The organism is Streptomyces anatolicus (assembly GCF_019400875.1).
Lineage (GTDB): Bacteria > Actinomycetota > Actinomycetes > Streptomycetales > Streptomycetaceae > Streptomyces > Streptomyces anatolicus.
In genome coordinates this window covers 1-16117 of record NZ_WMBF01000119.1, presented here as the reverse complement: position 1 = coordinate 16117, position 16117 = coordinate 1, and the positions used below count along the sequence as shown (strand labels likewise).

Genomic DNA, 16117 nt, shown 5'->3' with positions numbered 1-16117 from the left:
GCCATGGAGGAGGCGAGTACGCCGTCCAGTGAGGCGCGTGCCGAGTCGAAGGGGTCGCGGGCGGGTCCCGTGCCCTCGGGGGAGGGGTAGAGCAGGACGCCGAAGCCGTGCCGGGCGGCGACGCGGGCGGCTCCGGTGTGGACGTGTGCGAAGAATTCGTTGGTGAGGGCGGGGACGACGAGCAGGGCGGTCCGTGTCCTGCCGAGGCGGAGGTTGCGGGCGGCGAGGTTGGGGCGGTAGCCGAGCTGCCGCGCGGCGGTCCTGACGCGTTCGGCGGTGGGTTCGGCGACCCGGCCGCGCCATTTGTCGCCGAGGACGAGGGAGACGGTGGCCTGCGAGACGCCCGCGGCGCGTGCCACGTCGCGGCTGGTGGGGCGTGGGGCCCCGGCTTCCTGCTGTGGCCCGGCCACTGTTGCCTCCCTGGTCGTGCCCGCGGGACGGGATCGTGGTGATCCCTTGGACAGCTGACAGCGCTCATGGTACGTATGACGCTCGAAGTTATACGTAAAACCTCGGCCTTGGCGGCGCGGGGGAGGGGCGGTAGTACATGGCTGCGGGATACGCGGAGATCCTCCGGACGCGGTACGCGACCCGGCTGCTGGCCGGGACGCTGGTGGGCCGGCTGCCCAACGCCACGGCCGCGATCGCCATCGTGCTGTTCATCCGGGCCGAGGGCGGCACCTACAGCCTGGCGGGCGCGCTCGCCGCGGTGTACGGGGTGGCGAACGCGGTGGGGCAGCCGCTGCTCGGCCGCCTCGTCGATCTGTACGGCCAGCCGCGTGTCCAGCTGCCCGCGGCCCTGCTCTCGGCGCTCGCCATGGCGGCCTTCGCCTTCACCGGGCCCGACCTGCTCGCGCTCGCCTACGTGACCGTGGCGGCCGCCGGTCTGTTCACACCGCCCCTCGAGGGCGGTCTGCGGGCCCTGTGGCCGAGCGTCCTCGGCAAGGAGGAGCAGGTCCACGCGGCGTACGCCATGGACGCCGTCGCGCAGGAAGTGATGTTCACCGTCGGGCCGTTGCTCGTCACCGGCTGCGTGGCCCTCTGGTCGGAGCAGGCGGCGCTGCTCGTGGTGAACGCCGTCGGTGTGCTGGGCGCCCTCTCCGTAGTGGTGTCCGAGCCTTCACGCGCGTGGCGCTCGGCGCCGCGGGAGGCGCACTGGCTCGGGGCCCTGCGCTCGCCCGGACTCCTCGCGCTCCTCGGCGCGTTCCTCTTCATCGGCATGGCGCTCGGCTCGATCACCGTCGCCGGTGTGTCGTACGCGGACGGGCACGGCGGCGACGCGGTGTACGGCTGGCTGATGGCGGCGCTCGGGCTCGGCGCGCTGGCCGGAGGGTCCGTGTACGGGGCGCGGCAGTGGAGTGGCGTGCCGGAGAGGCGGCTGAGCGTCCTGGTGGCCCTGCTCGCGGTCTGTTACGTGCCGTTGACGCTGGTGCCGGGCGCGCTCGCCATGACGGGGCTCACCGCTCTCGCGGGGGTGTTTCTCGCTCCTGCGCTTGCTTGTGCGTTCATCATCGTGGACCGGCACGCCCCGCGGGGCACGGTCACCGAGGCGTTCTCTTGGCTCGTGACGACGTTCACGGTCGGGGCCTCGCTCGGCACCGCCGCCACCGGGCCCGTCGTCGAGTGGGGCGGGACGGTGTGGGGGTTCGCCGTGCCGGGGCTGGCGGGAGCGGCCGCGTTGGTGGTTTTGCTGGCCACGGCGCGGGTATTGGTGCCGGTCCGTGAATCGGGGGTCGTTGCGGGTTCATCGGAAAATGATCGAAACGGTGCCGTCGAACCCGGTTTCAGTGCCGGGCATCAGGCGTAATGTTCAGTCATGGACCGCCGCATTTTCGGGCTGGAGAACGAGTACGGCGTCACGTGCACGTTCAGGGGACAGCGCCGCCTGTCGCCTGACGAGGTGGCGCGCTACCTCTTCCGCCGTGTTGTGTCATGGGGCCGCAGCAGCAACGTCTTTCTGCGGAACGGCGCCCGCCTCTACCTTGACGTGGGATCACATCCGGAATACGCCACACCCGAATGTGACAACGTGACCGAGCTTGTCACCCACGACAAAGCGGGCGAGCGCATTCTCGAAGGCCTGCTCGTCGACGCCGAACGCCGCCTGCACGAGGAGGGAATCGCGGGCGACGTCTATCTCTTCAAGAACAACACCGACTCGGCGGGAAACTCCTACGGCTGCCACGAGAACTACCTGGTGGCCCGTCATGGGGAGTTCTCCCGGCTCGCGGACATCCTCATCCCCTTCCTGGTCACCCGGCAGCTGCTCTGCGGCGCCGGCAAGGTGCTCCAGACCCCGCGCGGCGCCGTGTACTGCGTCAGCCAGCGCGCCGAGCACATCTGGGAAGGGGTGTCGTCCGCGACCACCCGCTCCCGGCCGATCATCAACACCCGCGACGAGCCGCACGCGGACGCCGAGCGCTACCGCAGGCTCCACGTCATCGTCGGCGACTCGAACATGTCCGAGACGACCATGCTCCTCAAGGTCGGCGCCACCGACCTGGTGCTGCGCATGATCGAGGCGGGCACGGTCATGCGTGACCTCACCCTGGAGAACCCGATCCGGGCCATCCGCGAGGTGAGCCACGACATCACGGGCCGCCGCAAGGTGCGCCTGGCCAGCGGCCGCGAGGCCTCCGCCCTCGAAGTGCAGCGCGAGTACTACGAGAAGGCGGTGGACTTCGTCGACCGCCGCGGCATCCGCACCGGCACGGTCGAGCAGGTGCTCGAACTGTGGGGGCGCACGCTGGACGCGATCGAGTCCGAGGACCTCGACCGCATCGGCACCGAGATCGACTGGGTCATGAAGTACAAGCTCATCGAGCGCTACCGAGCGAAGAACAACATGACCATGTCGCACCCCCGGGTCGCCCAGATAGACCTCGCCTACCACGACATCCACCGCCGTCGTGGTCTGTACTACCTCCTGGAGAGGAAGGGCCAAGCCGCCCGCATCTGCAACGACTTGAAGATCTTCGAGGGCAAGTCGGTGCCCCCGCAGACGACCCGCGCGCGGCTGCGCGGCGACTTCATCCGGCGCGCCCAGGAGCAGCGCCGGGACTTCACGGTCGACTGGGTGCACCTCAAGCTCAACGACCAGGCGCAGCGCACCGTGTTGTGCAAGGACCCCTTCCGGTCGGTGGACGACCGCGTGGAGAAGCTCATCGCCGGAATGTGACCGGGCGAACCGGAATGTGACGGGATGAAAATGTGTCCCGGGTGAAGCCGGTGGCGTTGTGGGAACGCAACGCGGGCGCCGTACGTTCCTCGTACGGCGCCCTTCTCACGCCGTAGAGTTGCGCGCACGCCAACCCACAAGATCGACCGATACGAGGCCCCCACCGTGCGCCGACGCTCACTCCTCCTTGCTGTCCCGGCCGGCCTGCTCACGCTGGCAGGCTGTGGTGACGACAAGGCCGACAAGGCCAAGTCCAAGCCCAGCGACAGCCCCGCCAACTCCCCCTCGGCCGCGCCGACGGCGAAGATCGTGGCCGGACCGCTGCCCGAGATCACCAAGGGCGACAAGTTCGGCCAGAAGCCGACCGTCGCCAAGGGCCCCGGCAAGGCGTCCTCCGACCTCGCGGTCAAGACCCTGATCGAGGGGAAGGGCAAGGAGGTCGTCAAGGGCGACTATCTGCAGGCCGACTACCTCGGCCAGATCTGGGCGACGGCCAAGGTCTTCGACAACTCCTACGACCGCGGCAACCCCACCGTCTTCCCGATCGGCGTCGGCCGGGTCATCCCGGGCTGGGACCAGGCGCTCGTCGGCAAGAAGCTCGGCAGCCGAGTGGAGCTGGCCATCCCCCCGAAGATGGGGTACGGCGAAGAGGGCAACAAGCAGGCGGGCATCAAGGGCTCGGACACGCTCGTGTTCGTCGTCGACCTGGTGGAGAGCTTCAACGGCAAGAGCTCGGTGAAGGGCAAGGAGATCGCGCAGTCCAATAAGGACCTGCCCAAGGTCGGCACCAACACCGACGGCAAGGCCCCCTCGGTCGACATCCCGAAGGCCGACGCGCCGGACAAGCTCGTCTCCTCGTACATCCTGGAGGGCGACGGTGACGTGATCAAGGAGACCGACAGCGTCCTGTGCCAGTACAAGGGCGTGCAGTGGGCGGACGGCAAGGAGTTCGACTCCTCGTACAAGGGCGGTCAGCTCGCGCAGTTCCAGCTGGCGCAGGTCGTCAAGGGCTGGGCGCAGGGCCTGACCGGCAAGAAGGTCGGCAGCCGCGTCCTGATCGTCATCCCCCCGAAGCTGGGCTACGGTGACCAGCCGCCGCAGGGCAGCTCCATCAAGAAGGGCGCCACGCTCGTCTTCAGTGTGGACATCCTCGCCAAGGGCTGAGCCCCGGTCCCTCGCCAAGGGCTGAGCCCCGGGGGATGTAAGACTGTCCGCGCTGACTTTCCGTACCAAGCAGGAGCACATTCGTGAGCATTGAGAAGCCCGAGGTCGACTTCCCGGGTGGCGAGCCGCCGACCGAGCTGCAGATCAGGGACATCTGGGAGGGCGAAGGCCCGGTCGCCAAGGCGGGCGACTCCGTCCAGGTGCACTACGTGGGCGTCGCCTTCAGCACGGGCGAGGAGTTCGACGCGAGCTGGAACCGCGGCACCCCGCTGCCGTTCCAGCTGGGCGCCGGCCAGGTCATCGCCGGCTGGGACCAGGGCGTGCAGGGCATGAAGGTGGGTGGCCGGCGCGAGCTGATCATCCCCGCGCACCTCGCGTACGGCGACCGCGGCGCCGGTGGCGGCCGCATCGCCCCGGGCGAGACGCTGATCTTCGTCTGCGACCTGGTCTCCGTCTGAGGACGTCCTTGACCTGATCCTTTCGCCTTGGGCCCATGTCTGTCTGGCATGGGCCCTCGGCTTTTGCCCGGACACCCCGGGGCGGTACGGTCATCGGTCGGAAGCACAATCTGAACAGCCGAGAAAGGGCGTCGATGGCCATTGCCAAGGCCGAGCGGCTGATGAACCTGGCGCTGTGCCTGCTCGGGACCCGGCGGCCGCTGAGCAAGCGGGAGCTGCGCGAGTCGATCGAGGCGTACGTCGAGGCCTCCCAGTCGGCGGGTGCGGCGGGCTCCGACGACTCCTTCAACCGGATGTTCGAGCGCGACAAGGACGATCTGCGCGAGCTGGGCCTGGTCATCGAGACCGTGGAGAACCTCGACGGAGATGTCGGCTACCTCGCGAGGCGCGACAGCAACCGCCTGCCGCCCATCACCATCGACGCCGAGGAGGCCGCCGCCCTCGGCCTCGCCGCCAAGGTCTGGCAGCAGGCCCGCCTCGCCGGAGCCGCCAGCGGCGCCCTGCAGAAGCTGCGCGCCGCCGGCCTGCCCGAGGACGCCGACCCCTACGGCGCGCACAGCGCCCTCGAACCCCGCATCCCCGCGCACGAGGCGTCCTTCGAGCCGCTGATGCTCGCCTGCCGCGACCGCCGCCCCGTCACCTTCGACTACCGCAAGGCCACCGCCGCGCGCCCCGCGCAGCGCCACGTCGAGCCCTGGGCCCTGGAGTGCTGGCGCGGCCACTGGTACCTCGCGGGCTGGGACCGCGACCGGGGCGCCGAGCGCGTCTTCCGCCTCTCGCGGATCACCGGCAAGGTCCGCGCCCGTGCGGGGAAGTACACCGCCGAGGTGCCGGATGTCGTCACCGTGCGGGAGACCGTGGCGAGCTGGGCGGGGGAGAGCGCCGACCGCACGGCCCTGATCCGGCTGCGCACGGGTGCCGGTTACCCGCTGCGGGCCAAGGCCGCCGGCGTGCGGGAACTGGGCGACGGCTGGGACGAGTTGGAGATTCCCTACGGGCACGGTCTCGACGCCTGGCTGGTGGAGTTCGGGCCCGATGTGGTGGTCCTCGAGCCCGCCGAGCTGCGGGCCGACGTCGTGGACCGGCTGCGCGCCGTGGCCAAGGGCTGAGGGGACGGAAGACCAATGGCCTCGAACGCCATCGACCAGACGCGACGGATGCTGTCGCTGGTGACCTATCTGCGCGAGCGCCCCGGCGCCCACGTCGAGGATGTCGCCCGCGCCTTCGGCATCACCCCGGACGAGCTGATCTCCGATCTCGACGTACTGCCCATGTGCGGCACCAGCTTCCGCGGCGGCGACCTGCTCGACATCGACACCGACGGCGACCGCATCTGGTGGCACAACCCCGACGACGTGGCGGCCCCGCTGCGGCTCGCCGCCGACGAGGCGACCGCGCTGCTCGTGGCGGCCCGCGCGGTGGCCACCCTGCCGGGCCTGCGCGAGAGCGACCGCCTCGCGCTGCTGCGCGCCACCGCGAAGCTGGAGACCGCGGCGGGCGAGGCGGCGGGCGCCAGCGCGCGGCTCTCGGTGACCTTCGAGTCCGAGGGCGGCGTCTTCGCCGATGTCGACCGGGCGATCTCCGAGCGCCGCAGGCTCTGGATCCGCTACTACTCACCGGCCCGCGACGAGGTCACCGAGCGCGAGATCGACCCGATCCGCCTGGTGAGCGTCGGACACACGTACGTAGAGGCATGGTGCCGCCGCTCCGAGGCGCGGCGCACCTTCCGCCTCGACCGCGTCGCCGAGATCAAGATCCTCGACGAGCCGTCCGCGCCGCCCCAGGTCGAGCTGCGCGACCTCTCCGAAGGGCTCGTGCAGCCCGCCGCCGAGGACCCCGAGGTCGTCGTCGAGGTCGGCCCGGGCGGCCGCTGGGTCGCCGAGTACTACCCCCACGACAGCGCGGAGGAGCTGCCCGACGGCGGTCTGCGGATCACGCTGCGCACCCCCGAGCCCGCCTCGCTGCGCCGCCTCGCGCTGCGGCTCGGCGGGGACGGCCGGATCGTCTCCCCGGCCCAGCTCGCGGACAGCGCGCGCCAGGCGGCCCGCGAGGCGCTCGCCGCCTATGACGGCGACCAGGACGGCGGCGACCAGCCGTACGGCCGGCGGTACGACGAGGGCCAGGCCCACGACAGGCAGGAGCAAGGGCGTTGAGCACACCGACCATGTCCGGACTGCCGGGAGTGCCGGCGCAGCCGCGGCCCGCCCCCGTCCTGTTCACGGCCGCGTGCCCCGACTGCCGCGCCCGCTTCGAGCTCTCCGCGGGGGCGCTGCGCCTGGCGATCGGCGCCAGCCCCCGCACCACCTTCTACTCCTTCACCTGCCCCGAGTGCGAGGTCGCGGTCCGCAAGCCCGCGGGCGAGCGCATCGTCGAACTCCTCACCGGCGGCGGGGTGCGGACACTGCGTCTGCACTCCACCGTCTAGGCTCGGCGCATGTTCTGGGCGATGCTCGCGATCGCGGCGGGCTTCTTGGGCCTCGCCGTGCTCGGCGTAATGGCGATCAAGGTTTTCGTGGAGGCCGAGCGCCTCGGCCGTCAGGTGAGTGAGACCACACGGCGGATCAACCAGGCCGCCGAGGACCTGGAGAAAGCGGCGGCCGGTGCGGCCCGCGCGGGGCGCGAGGCCGTTTAGTCTCCGAGGCCTCCGCGACCTGTCAACTCCCCGAGACGTGCGGGTACGCTGCGAACGCGGCCCGGATCGAGGCGGGGGCCGCACTCGGAGTACGCGCGGGGATTGCCGGGCGTTTACCCCGGGGGGTTACGATCGCTGACAGCGGAGATCGGATGTATGTCCGGTCTGCCTAGCAACCAGACTCCTGTCGCCTCGGTGAAGAAGGTAAACAGCTATGGGTAGGCTCGGCCCCACCGAGATCATTCTCATCCTCGTCGTCATCGTCCTGCTGTTCGGAGCCAAGAAGCTGCCCGACATGGCGCGCTCCCTCGGCAAGTCGGCCCGCATCCTCAAGAGCGAGGCCAAGGCGATGAAGTCCGAGAGCAAGGACGACGCCGCCGCTCCGGCCGACCCGCCGAGCGACCCCGTCGTCCAGCAGCGCACCATCCAGGCGGCCCCCGGCGATGTGACCAGCTCGCGCCCGGTCACCGAGCCGACCGACACGACGAAGCGCTGATCCAAGGCCGGCGACGGCCGGCCTGCCGCACGAGATGAGGACGTGGGTTGCTCAAGTCTGCCCGCACGAAGGAGAAGGACCCCGAGGGGCGGATGCCCCTCGCGGAGCACCTGCGCGAGCTCCGCAACCGGCTCGCCAAGGGACTCCTCGCGATCACGGTCGTATCGATCGTGGCGGCTTTCTACAGCCAGGAGCTCATGGAGTTCCTGGCTGATCCGGTGCCGCGCTGCAAGCCCGGCGTGAAGGAGACCGGCGGCCACTGCGCCACGGTCACGTTCAACGACCTCCTGTCGCCCTTCACCACCACGGTGAAGGTCAGCCTCATGGTCGGCATCATCGTGTCGAGCCCGGTGTGGCTGTACCAGCTGTGGGCGTTCATCGCCCCGGGTCTGCACAAGCACGAGCGCAAGTACACGTACTGGTTCGTCGCCGCCGCCGTGCCGCTCTTCTTCGGCGGTGGCTGGCTGGCGTACACGATTTTGCCGGTCAGCATGCGCGTGCTGCTCGGCATCACGCCCGACGGCGCCGAGAACCTGCTGCCGATGGACACGATCCTGGACTTCACCGTCCGGATGGTCCTCGTCTTCGGCATCTCGTTCGAGCTGCCGCTGCTGCTCGTGATGCTCAACATGACCGGCATGGTGACCGGCCGCCGCATGATGACCTGGTGGCGCGGTGTCGTCATGGGCGTCTTCATCTTCGGCGCGGTGGCGACCCCGACCACCGACCCCGTAGGCATGATCGCCCTCGCGGGACCGATCGTCGTCCTGTACTTCATGGCCGTCGGCATCTCCCTGCTGAACGACAGGCGCCGCCGCCGCAAGGACCCCGACGCCGAACTGGACGACGACGAGGCCTCCGTCATCGACCTCACCCCCGAGGCCATCGGCGGCATCGAGCCCGTCCCCGCGCCCAAGGCCCTGCCCGAGCAGGCGGGCACCGGCCGCGCCGACCACCGCGTCAACGGTTTCGACGATGTGACCTGACCTTGTAGGGTCCCGCCGTGACCAGCGAGATCACCCTCTTCGTCAATCCCACCGCGGGCCGCGGCCGGGGCGCTCAGGCAGCGCGGCCGGCCGCTTCCGCGTTGCGGGACCGCGGCTTCTCCGTGCGTACGGTCATCGGGGAGGACGCCCCTGGCGCGCTGCGGCGGGCCAGGGAGGCCGTCGAGGGCGGCACGGGAGCGCTGATAGCCGTCGGCGGCGACGGCATGGCGAGCCTCGCGCTCCAGGTCGTCGCGGGGACGCGCACCCCGCTGGGGGTGATCGCCGTGGGGACCGGCAACGACTTCGCGCGGGCCCTCGGCCTGCCGGTGCGCGAGGCCGCCGCCGCGGGGCAGGTCGTCGCCGAGGCGCTCAAGGGGGCGCGTACCCGCGACATCGACCTCGGCCGGGTCGGCGGGACGTGGTTCGGGACCGTGCTCGCGTCCGGCTTCGACTCGCGGGTCAATGACCGGGGCAACCGGATGCGGTGGCCCACGGGACGCTTCAAGTACGACCTCGCGATGGTCGCGGAGCTGGCCGCCCTCAAGCCGGTCCCGTACCGCGTCACCCTGGACGGCGGTGACGTCCACGAGGTCGAGGCCACGCTGGTCGCGGTCGGCAACGGACCCTCGTACGGCGGCGGCATGCGGATCTGCGCCGGTGCCGACCTGGGCGACGGCCTCTTCGACATCACGGTGGTGGGGGAGTGCAGCCGTACGACGCTGCTCAAGGTCTTCCCGCGCGTCTACAAGGGCACGCACCTCGACCACCCCAAGGTCACCGTGTACCGGGCCGCAGCGGTGGAGCTGTCCGCCCCCGGCGTCACCGGGTACGCCGACGGGGAGCCGCTGGGCGCGCTGCCGCTGAGGGCCGAGTGCGTGCCGGGAGCGGTGCGGGTCCTGGCAGCGTGAGCCGACGATAATGATCGTCCGTTGTCAGTGGTGGCCGGTAGTCTCGAAAGCACGATGACAGAGGACCTCTCACCGGCCGAGCGGTACGCGGCGGCGCGCAAGCGCGCTGCCGAGCAGGCCACCGCACTCGCGTCCTTCCGCGAGATGTACGAATTCGGCCTCGACCCCTTCCAGATCGAGGCCTGTCAGGCGCTGGAGGCGGGCAAGGGCGTGCTCGTGGCCGCCCCCACGGGGTCGGGCAAGACGATCGTCGGCGAGTTCGCCGTGCACCTCGCGCTCCTCCAGGGCAAGAAGTGCTTCTACACCACGCCCATCAAGGCGCTCTCCAACCAGAAGTACGCCGACCTCTCCAAGCGCTACGGCGCGGACAAGGTCGGCCTCCTCACCGGCGACAACAGCGTCAACAGCGACGCCCCGGTGGTCGTCATGACCACCGAAGTCCTGCGGAACATGCTGTATTCGGGCTCGCAGTCGCTGCTGAACCTCGGCTATGTGGTCATGGACGAGGTGCACTACCTCTCCGACCGCTTCCGCGGCGCCGTCTGGGAGGAAGTGATCATCCACCTCCAGGAGTCGGTCACGCTGGTCTCCCTGTCGGCCACGGTGTCGAACGCCGAGGAGTTCGGCGACTGGCTCGACACCGTGCGCGGCGACACCGAGGTGATCGTTTCCGAGCATCGCCCCGTGCCGCTCTTCCAGCACGTGCTCGCCGGGCGCCGGATGTACGACCTCTTCGAGGAGGGCGAGGGTCACAAGAAGGCCGTCAACCCCGACCTCACGCGCATGGCGCGCATGGAGGCGAGCCGTTCGTACAACCCGCGCGACCGCCGCAAGGGCAAGATGGTCCGCGAGGCCGACCGAGAGCGGGAGCGCAGGCAGCGGTCGCGGATCTGGACGCCGGGCCGCCCCGAGGTCATCGAGCGGCTCGACGCCGAGGGCCTGCTCCCCGCGATCACGTTCATCTTCAGCCGCGCGGGCTGCGAGTCGGCCGTGCAGCAGTGTCTGTACGCGGGCCTCAGGCTCAACGACGACGCCGCCCGGGCGAAGGTCCGCGAGATCGTCGAGGACCGCACGGCCTCGATCCCCGACGAGGACCTGCACGTCCTTGGATACTACGAATGGCTGGAGGGGTTGGAGCGCGGCATCGCGGCGCACCACGCGGGCATGCTGCCCACCTTCAAGGAGGTCGTCGAGGAGCTGTTCGTCCGCGGCCTCGTCAAGGCCGTCTTCGCCACCGAGACCCTGGCCCTCGGCATCAACATGCCCGCGCGCAGCGTGGTGCTGGAGAAGCTCGTCAAGTGGAACGGCGAGCAGCACGCCGACATCACCCCCGGTGAGTACACCCAGCTGACCGGCCGGGCCGGGCGGCGCGGCATCGACGTCGAGGGCCACGCGGTCGTGCTCTGGCAGCGCGCCATGAGCCCCGAGCACCTTGCGGGGCTCGCGGGCACACGCACGTACCCGCTGCGCTCCAGCTTCAAGCCGTCGTACAACATGGCGGTGAACCTCGTCGAGCAGTTCGGCAGGCACCGCTCGCGCGAGCTGCTGGAGACGTCCTTCGCGCAGTTCCAGGCCGACAAGTCGGTCGTCGGGATCTCCCGGCAGGTGCAGAAGAACGAGGAGGGCCTGGAGGGCTACAAGGCCTCCATGACCTGCCACTTGGGCGACTTCGAGGAGTACGCGCGCCTGCGGCGCCGGCTGAAGGACCGCGAGACCGAGCTGGCCAAGCAGGGCGCGGCCCAGCGCAGGGCCGCCGCCGCGGCCGCCCTGGAGAAGCTGAAGCCGGGCGACGTCATCCACGTACCCACGGGGAAGTACGCGGGGCTCGCGCTCGTCCTCGACCCGGGGCTGCCCGCCGGGCGGGCCAACGGCCACCGCGGGTTCGACCACGTCGACGGCCCGCGGCCGCTGGTGCTCACCGCCGAGCGGCAGGTCAAGCGGCTCGCGTCGATGGACTTCCCGGTGCCGGTCGAGGCCCTGGAGCGGATGCGCATCCCGAAGTCCTTCAACGCCCGCTCGCCGCAGTCCCGCCGTGACCTGGCCTCCGCGCTGCGCACCAAGGCCGGGCACGTCGTGCCGGACCGGCACCGCAAGGGGCGCGCGGCGGCCGCCGACGACCAGGAGATCGCCCGGCTCCGCCTGGAGCTGCGCGCCCACCCGTGCCACGGCTGCGACGAGCGCGAGGACCACGCGCGCTGGGCCGAGCGGTACCACCGCCTCAAGCGGGACACCTCGCAGCTCGAGCGCCGCATCGAGGGGCGTACGAACACGATCGCCCGCACCTTCGACCGCATCGTCGCGCTCCTCACCGAGCTGGACTATCTGCGGGGCGACGAGGTCACCGAGCACGGCAAGCGCCTCGCCCGGCTCTACGGCGAGCTGGACCTGCTGGCCAGCGAGTGCCTGCGCGCCGGGGTCTGGGAGGGGCTGAGCCCGGGCGAACTGGCCGCGTGCGTCTCGGCGCTGGTGTACGAGTCGCGGGTCGGTGACGACGCGCTCGCGCCGAAGCTGCCCTCGGGCGCCGCGAAGGCGGCGCTCGGCGAGATGGTGCGGATCTGGGGCCACCTGGACGCCCTCGAGGAAGAGTTCAAGATCAGCCAGACGGAGGGCGTCGGCCAGCGCGAGCCGGATCTGGGCTTCGCCTGGGCGGCGTTCATGTGGGCGGGCGGCAAGGGCCTGGACGAGGTGCTGCGCGAGGCGGAGATGCCGGCCGGTGACTTCGTGCGCTGGTGCAAGCAGGTCATCGACGTGCTCGGGCAGATCGCGGCGGCGGCGCCCCGCGAGGGCGGCAGCACGGTCGCGAAGAACGCCCGCAAGGCGGTCGACCAGCTGCTGCGCGGAGTGGTGGCGTACAGCTCGGTGGGCTAGCCCGACAGCGCGAAGCAACCCCGCTCCCCTTCAGGGGGGCGGGGTTCTGTGCGTTCGAGAGAGTCACCCCACGTGTTCGAGTGATCGCCGCACGTGTAAATGGGGCGAGTGTATTCCTGTCGGCGAGGTCGCGGCAGGGGGTTGCCGAATATGACTCGGCGATGATTTCGGCGGACTAAGCTCGCCCGGAGCGCGGCGAGTTGAAACGAGTTGCGATAGATTCGCGCGTTTGTTCCCAGATCTTTCGATAGTTCGTTTTACTCCCCTCCCTGTCTCCCCATCTCCTCCCTGCTCCATCCCTTCCCACACCCCCTTCCCCAAGACGACTGTTCAGAGGGCATACATGGTGAGTGTTCAATCGCCTCCCGGTGGCCGAGAAGTCCCTTACGCGCGTGCGCTGTTGCTGCCCGCCATGCTGATGGCCGCGGCGACCGGAGCCGCCGTCGCCGCGGTGACGGAGCCGGCCAGGACCGCCGTCGGCTGGTGCGGCGCCGTCGCGACCCTCATGGTCATCCTGGTCGGCACGGAAGCCGTGCGGCGCGGCCGGACCATCAGGGGCCAGCGCGCACAGTACGCACAGCGGCTCGCCTACCTCGAAGGGCGCATCGCATCCCATGACCACGAGACGATCCGGCTCGGCCAGGAGATCCTGCCCGAGGCGTTCTGGCGGCTGCGGCAGGGCGAGTCACCCGTCGAAGTGATCCGCAACGTCGTCGACAAGGACGAGGCGTACCGCGATCTGCCCCACGCACACCGCGAGTTGCTCCGCTCGATCCTGGACACCCTGGACCGCGAGGAGTCGATGCGTGAGTCCGCGCAGCGCGCCTTCGTGAACATCGCCCGGCGCGTCCAGTCGATCGTCCACCAACAGGCCGCCGAACTGCGCGAGATGGAAGAGTTCCACGGCCGCAACCCCGAGGTCTTCGACGACCTGCTCCGCATCGACCACGGCACCGCCCTGATCGGCCGCCTCGCCGACTCCATCGCGGTGCTCGGCGGAGCCCGGCCCGGCCGCCAGTGGCCCAAGCCCGTACCGCTGTACAGCGTGTTGCGCGGCGCGATGTCCCGGATCCTCGACTACCCCCGCGTGGAGCTCCACTCCATCGCCAGCGTGGCGATCAAGGGCACCTCCGTAGAACCGCTGATCCACGCCTGCGCCGAACTCCTCGACAACGCCACCCGGTACTCGCCCCCGCACACCAAGGTGTACGTCACCGCCGTCGAGGTGCAGACCGGCGTCGCCGTCGAGATCGAGGACGGCGGCGTCAGCCTCAGCGAGGAGGCCCGCGCCCGTGCCGAGCGCATGCTCGCCCAGGCGCAGGCGGGCATCGACCTCAACGACCTCGGGGAGACCCCGCGCCTTGGCATGGCGGTCGTCGGGCGCCTCTCGCAGATGTACAACATGCAGATCTCCCTGCGGCAGTCCGCGTACGGAGGCGTCCGCGCGGTGCTCATCGTGCCGCGCGACATGATGACCACCGGGCCCGCGCCCGGCCTCGCCCACGGCATCGGCGCCTCCGCCGTGCCCCGCGTGGACAACGGCGGACGGCTCATCGAGGAGCCCGCCCGCAACATCCGCCGCAAGAAGCCCCGCGTCGTCACCGCGGGCCCACCCCTGCGTTCCCCGCTCACCGCGACCATGGAGGACGACGTCCCAGAGGTCACCGAGTGGACCGAGAACGGCCTGCCACAGCGCCGCAGCCGCGTCACGATGTCGCTTGAGGAGCGGTACGCCCAGGAGGCCGAGGCCCAGCGGGCCGCCGCGGCCCACGCGGCCGTGACCGCGCCGCCCCCGGTGCCGCCCAAGAAGGAGGGCGCCGAACCGGGCCTGTGGATCGAGGCGTTCATGAAGGGCGTCAAGGGCGACCCGAACGACCCCGCAGGCGATCCGTCGGCCCCCCAGGGAACCACCCGGAACGACCACGGCAAGGCCGACGAGGAGGGCTGGCAGTGATCCAGCAGCGCGCCAATTTCGACTGGATGCTGAAAGAGCTCGCCGACGGGGTGCCGCAGACCCGGCAGATCGTGGTGCTCTCCGCCGACGGCCTGCGCATCGCCCGCTACGGCGGCGACCCGGACGCCGCGGACCGCATCGCCGCCGCCTGCGCAGGACTGCAGAGCCTGGCCGCCGCCGTCGCCACCGAGATCCCGCACAGCGACGGCGGCATGAAGATGGTCATCATCGAGATCGACGGCGGCTACTTCTACATGATGGCCGCCGGCACCGGCGCCTATCTCGCGGTGCTCGCCGACGAGACCGTCGACGCGGGCCTCGTCGGGACCCGGATGCGCGACCTTGTCGTACGCATCGGGGCCCATCTGACGAGCCCGCCACGCCGTGACGGGCAGGCCGTATGACTCCTCCGCAAGGCCCCGCGCACGGCCCTTCGAACGGGGAGCCGCCCTCCCGGCGGGACGCCCCCGCCAGAGACGCCCCCGACCCGGACGCCCCTCCCCAGCGCGAACGCCGCAGCCCCGAGAATCCGGAGCGGCTCTACATCCTGACGGGCGAGGACTCGGAGCGGGCGCCGCTCGACCTGGTGACGCTGATCGTGGCCCAGGGCGAGGCGTCCCCCATGGCGCAGCCGGAGCACTCCGCGGTGCTGCGGCTGTGCGGGACGCCGCTCTCCGTCGCCGAACTCTCGGCGTATCTGGGGCTGCCGTTCAGCGTGGTGACCGTCGTCCTGACGGAGTTACTCGCCACCGGGCTCGTCCAGGCGCGCGCCCCCATCGTCCGCTCCGCGCTCCCCGACCGATCCCTTCTCGAAGCGGTGATGCATGGACTTCAGAAACTCTAAGAACACGGACACGATCACCGGCCCGCGCAGCGAGGACGTCCTGCCGCACACGGCGTCGGCCGCCGTGAAGGTCGTGATCGTCGGCGGGTTCGGGGTCGGCAAGACGACCATGGTCGGCTCGGTCAGCGAGATCCGCCCGCTGACCACCGAGGAGACGATGACCGAGGCGGGCATCGGCGTCGACGACAACTACGGCTCCGAGACGAAGACGGCCACCACCGTGGCCATGGACTTCGGCCGCATCAGCATCTCCGACGAACTGGTCCTCTATCTCTTCGGCACCCCCGGCCAGGAGCGCTTCTGGTTCCTGTGGAACGGGCTCTTCGAAGGCGCGCTCGGCGCGGTCGTGCTCATCGACACCCGCCGCCTCGAAGTCAGCTTCGACGTGATCGGCCGCCTGGAGGAGCGCGGCGTGCCGTTCGTCATCGCCGTCAACGACTTCCCGGACGCGCCCCACCATCCGGTCGAGACGCTGCGCAGGGCCCTGGACCTGGGACCCGGAGTGCCGATCATGGCCTGCGACGCCCGCCTCAGGGAGTCCAGCAGGGACGTCCTGATGACGCTGATGCGCTACCTCCACTCGCTGACCGTGGCGGGCGCCCCCGTCTGACGTCCCTGCCCCTCCCGCA

General features: G+C 70.6%; 17 protein-coding genes. 16 read left to right on the top strand and 1 reads right to left on the bottom strand.

The features are described from left to right. On the bottom strand, positions 1 to 410 hold a 410-nt coding region (locus GKQ77_RS13775), incomplete at its 3' end, for a LacI family DNA-binding transcriptional regulator (protein WP_219689011.1). Between the two features lie 137 nt (positions 411 to 547). On the opposite strand from GKQ77_RS13775, the gene GKQ77_RS13770 reads away from it, so the two are divergent. The 16 genes from GKQ77_RS13770 to GKQ77_RS13695 all read left to right on the top strand — a co-directional run bounded on the left by GKQ77_RS13770 (position 548) and on the right by GKQ77_RS13695 (position 16098). Beyond that, positions 548 to 1807: an MFS transporter gene (locus tag GKQ77_RS13770; protein WP_219689010.1), complete on the top strand. Its 1260-nt coding sequence runs from the start codon at positions 548 to 550 to the stop codon at positions 1805 to 1807. Between the two features lie 9 nt (positions 1808 to 1816). Continuing rightward, positions 1817 to 3178: a Pup--protein ligase gene (gene pafA / locus GKQ77_RS13765; protein ID WP_030782913.1), complete on the top strand. Its 1362-nt coding sequence runs from the start codon at positions 1817 to 1819 to the stop codon at positions 3176 to 3178. A gap of 165 nt (positions 3179 to 3343) precedes the next feature. After that, positions 3344 to 4342: an FKBP-type peptidyl-prolyl cis-trans isomerase gene (locus GKQ77_RS13760; RefSeq protein WP_219689009.1), complete on the top strand. Its 999-nt coding sequence runs from the start codon at positions 3344 to 3346 to the stop codon at positions 4340 to 4342. 83 nt (positions 4343 to 4425) lie between these two features. Beyond that, a complete protein-coding gene (locus GKQ77_RS13755; protein WP_219689008.1) occupies positions 4426 to 4800 on the top strand; it encodes an FKBP-type peptidyl-prolyl cis-trans isomerase in 375 nt (124 codons plus the stop codon). A 134-nt stretch (positions 4801 to 4934) separates the two neighbouring features. Beyond that, positions 4935 to 5909 (top strand): helix-turn-helix transcriptional regulator, encoded by a 975-nt coding sequence (locus GKQ77_RS13750; RefSeq protein WP_219689007.1) that lies wholly within the window; start codon positions 4935 to 4937, stop codon positions 5907 to 5909. Positions 5910 to 5924: 15 nt separating this feature from the next. Further along, positions 5925 to 6953 carry a helix-turn-helix transcriptional regulator gene (locus GKQ77_RS13745; RefSeq protein WP_219689006.1) on the top strand — a complete coding sequence of 343 codons (1029 nt, stop codon included), beginning with the start codon at positions 5925 to 5927 and terminating at the stop codon, positions 6951 to 6953. An 11-nt stretch (positions 6954 to 6964) separates the two neighbouring features. Beyond that, complete coding sequence (locus GKQ77_RS13740; RefSeq protein WP_051819518.1) at positions 6965 to 7225, top strand: hypothetical protein; 261 nt, start codon at positions 6965 to 6967, stop codon at positions 7223 to 7225. Between the two features lie 9 nt (positions 7226 to 7234). Further along, the gene (locus GKQ77_RS13735) at positions 7235 to 7432 is read left to right on the top strand and encodes a hypothetical protein (protein WP_125511694.1); all 198 of its coding nucleotides are present in this window, start codon (positions 7235 to 7237) and stop codon (positions 7430 to 7432) included. 214 nt (positions 7433 to 7646) lie between these two features. After that, on the top strand, positions 7647 to 7928 hold the full coding sequence (gene tatA / locus GKQ77_RS13730; RefSeq protein ID WP_125511693.1) for a Sec-independent protein translocase subunit TatA: 282 nt from the start codon (positions 7647 to 7649) through the stop codon (positions 7926 to 7928). Between the two features lie 47 nt (positions 7929 to 7975). Continuing rightward, positions 7976 to 8914, top strand: coding sequence for a twin-arginine translocase subunit TatC (gene tatC, locus GKQ77_RS13725; RefSeq protein WP_504739860.1), 939 nt, complete (start codon positions 7976 to 7978; stop codon positions 8912 to 8914). A 17-nt stretch (positions 8915 to 8931) separates the two neighbouring features. Next, a complete protein-coding gene (locus GKQ77_RS13720) occupies positions 8932 to 9822 on the top strand; it encodes a diacylglycerol kinase (RefSeq protein WP_219689005.1) in 891 nt (296 codons plus the stop codon). Between the two features lie 54 nt (positions 9823 to 9876). Beyond that, entirely contained in the window at positions 9877 to 12690 is a 2814-nt protein-coding gene (locus tag GKQ77_RS13715; protein ID WP_219689004.1) for a DEAD/DEAH box helicase, read from the top strand. A gap of 343 nt (positions 12691 to 13033) precedes the next feature. Then, complete coding sequence (locus GKQ77_RS13710) at positions 13034 to 14644, top strand: ATP-binding protein (RefSeq protein ID WP_219689003.1); 1611 nt, start codon at positions 13034 to 13036, stop codon at positions 14642 to 14644. After that, a complete protein-coding gene (locus GKQ77_RS13705; protein WP_125511689.1) occupies positions 14641 to 15048 on the top strand; it encodes a roadblock/LC7 domain-containing protein in 408 nt (135 codons plus the stop codon). Before GKQ77_RS13710 ends, GKQ77_RS13705 begins: the two co-directional genes overlap by 4 nt. Next, entirely contained in the window at positions 15045 to 15488 is a 444-nt protein-coding gene (locus GKQ77_RS13700; protein WP_219689002.1) for a DUF742 domain-containing protein, read from the top strand. The genes GKQ77_RS13705 and GKQ77_RS13700 overlap by 4 nt, the downstream gene beginning before the upstream one ends. After that, on the top strand, positions 15469 to 16098 hold the full coding sequence (locus GKQ77_RS13695; RefSeq protein WP_219689001.1) for a GTP-binding protein: 630 nt from the start codon (positions 15469 to 15471) through the stop codon (positions 16096 to 16098). Before GKQ77_RS13700 ends, GKQ77_RS13695 begins: the two co-directional genes overlap by 20 nt. The last annotated feature ends 19 nt before the right edge of the window (positions 16099 to 16117 follow it).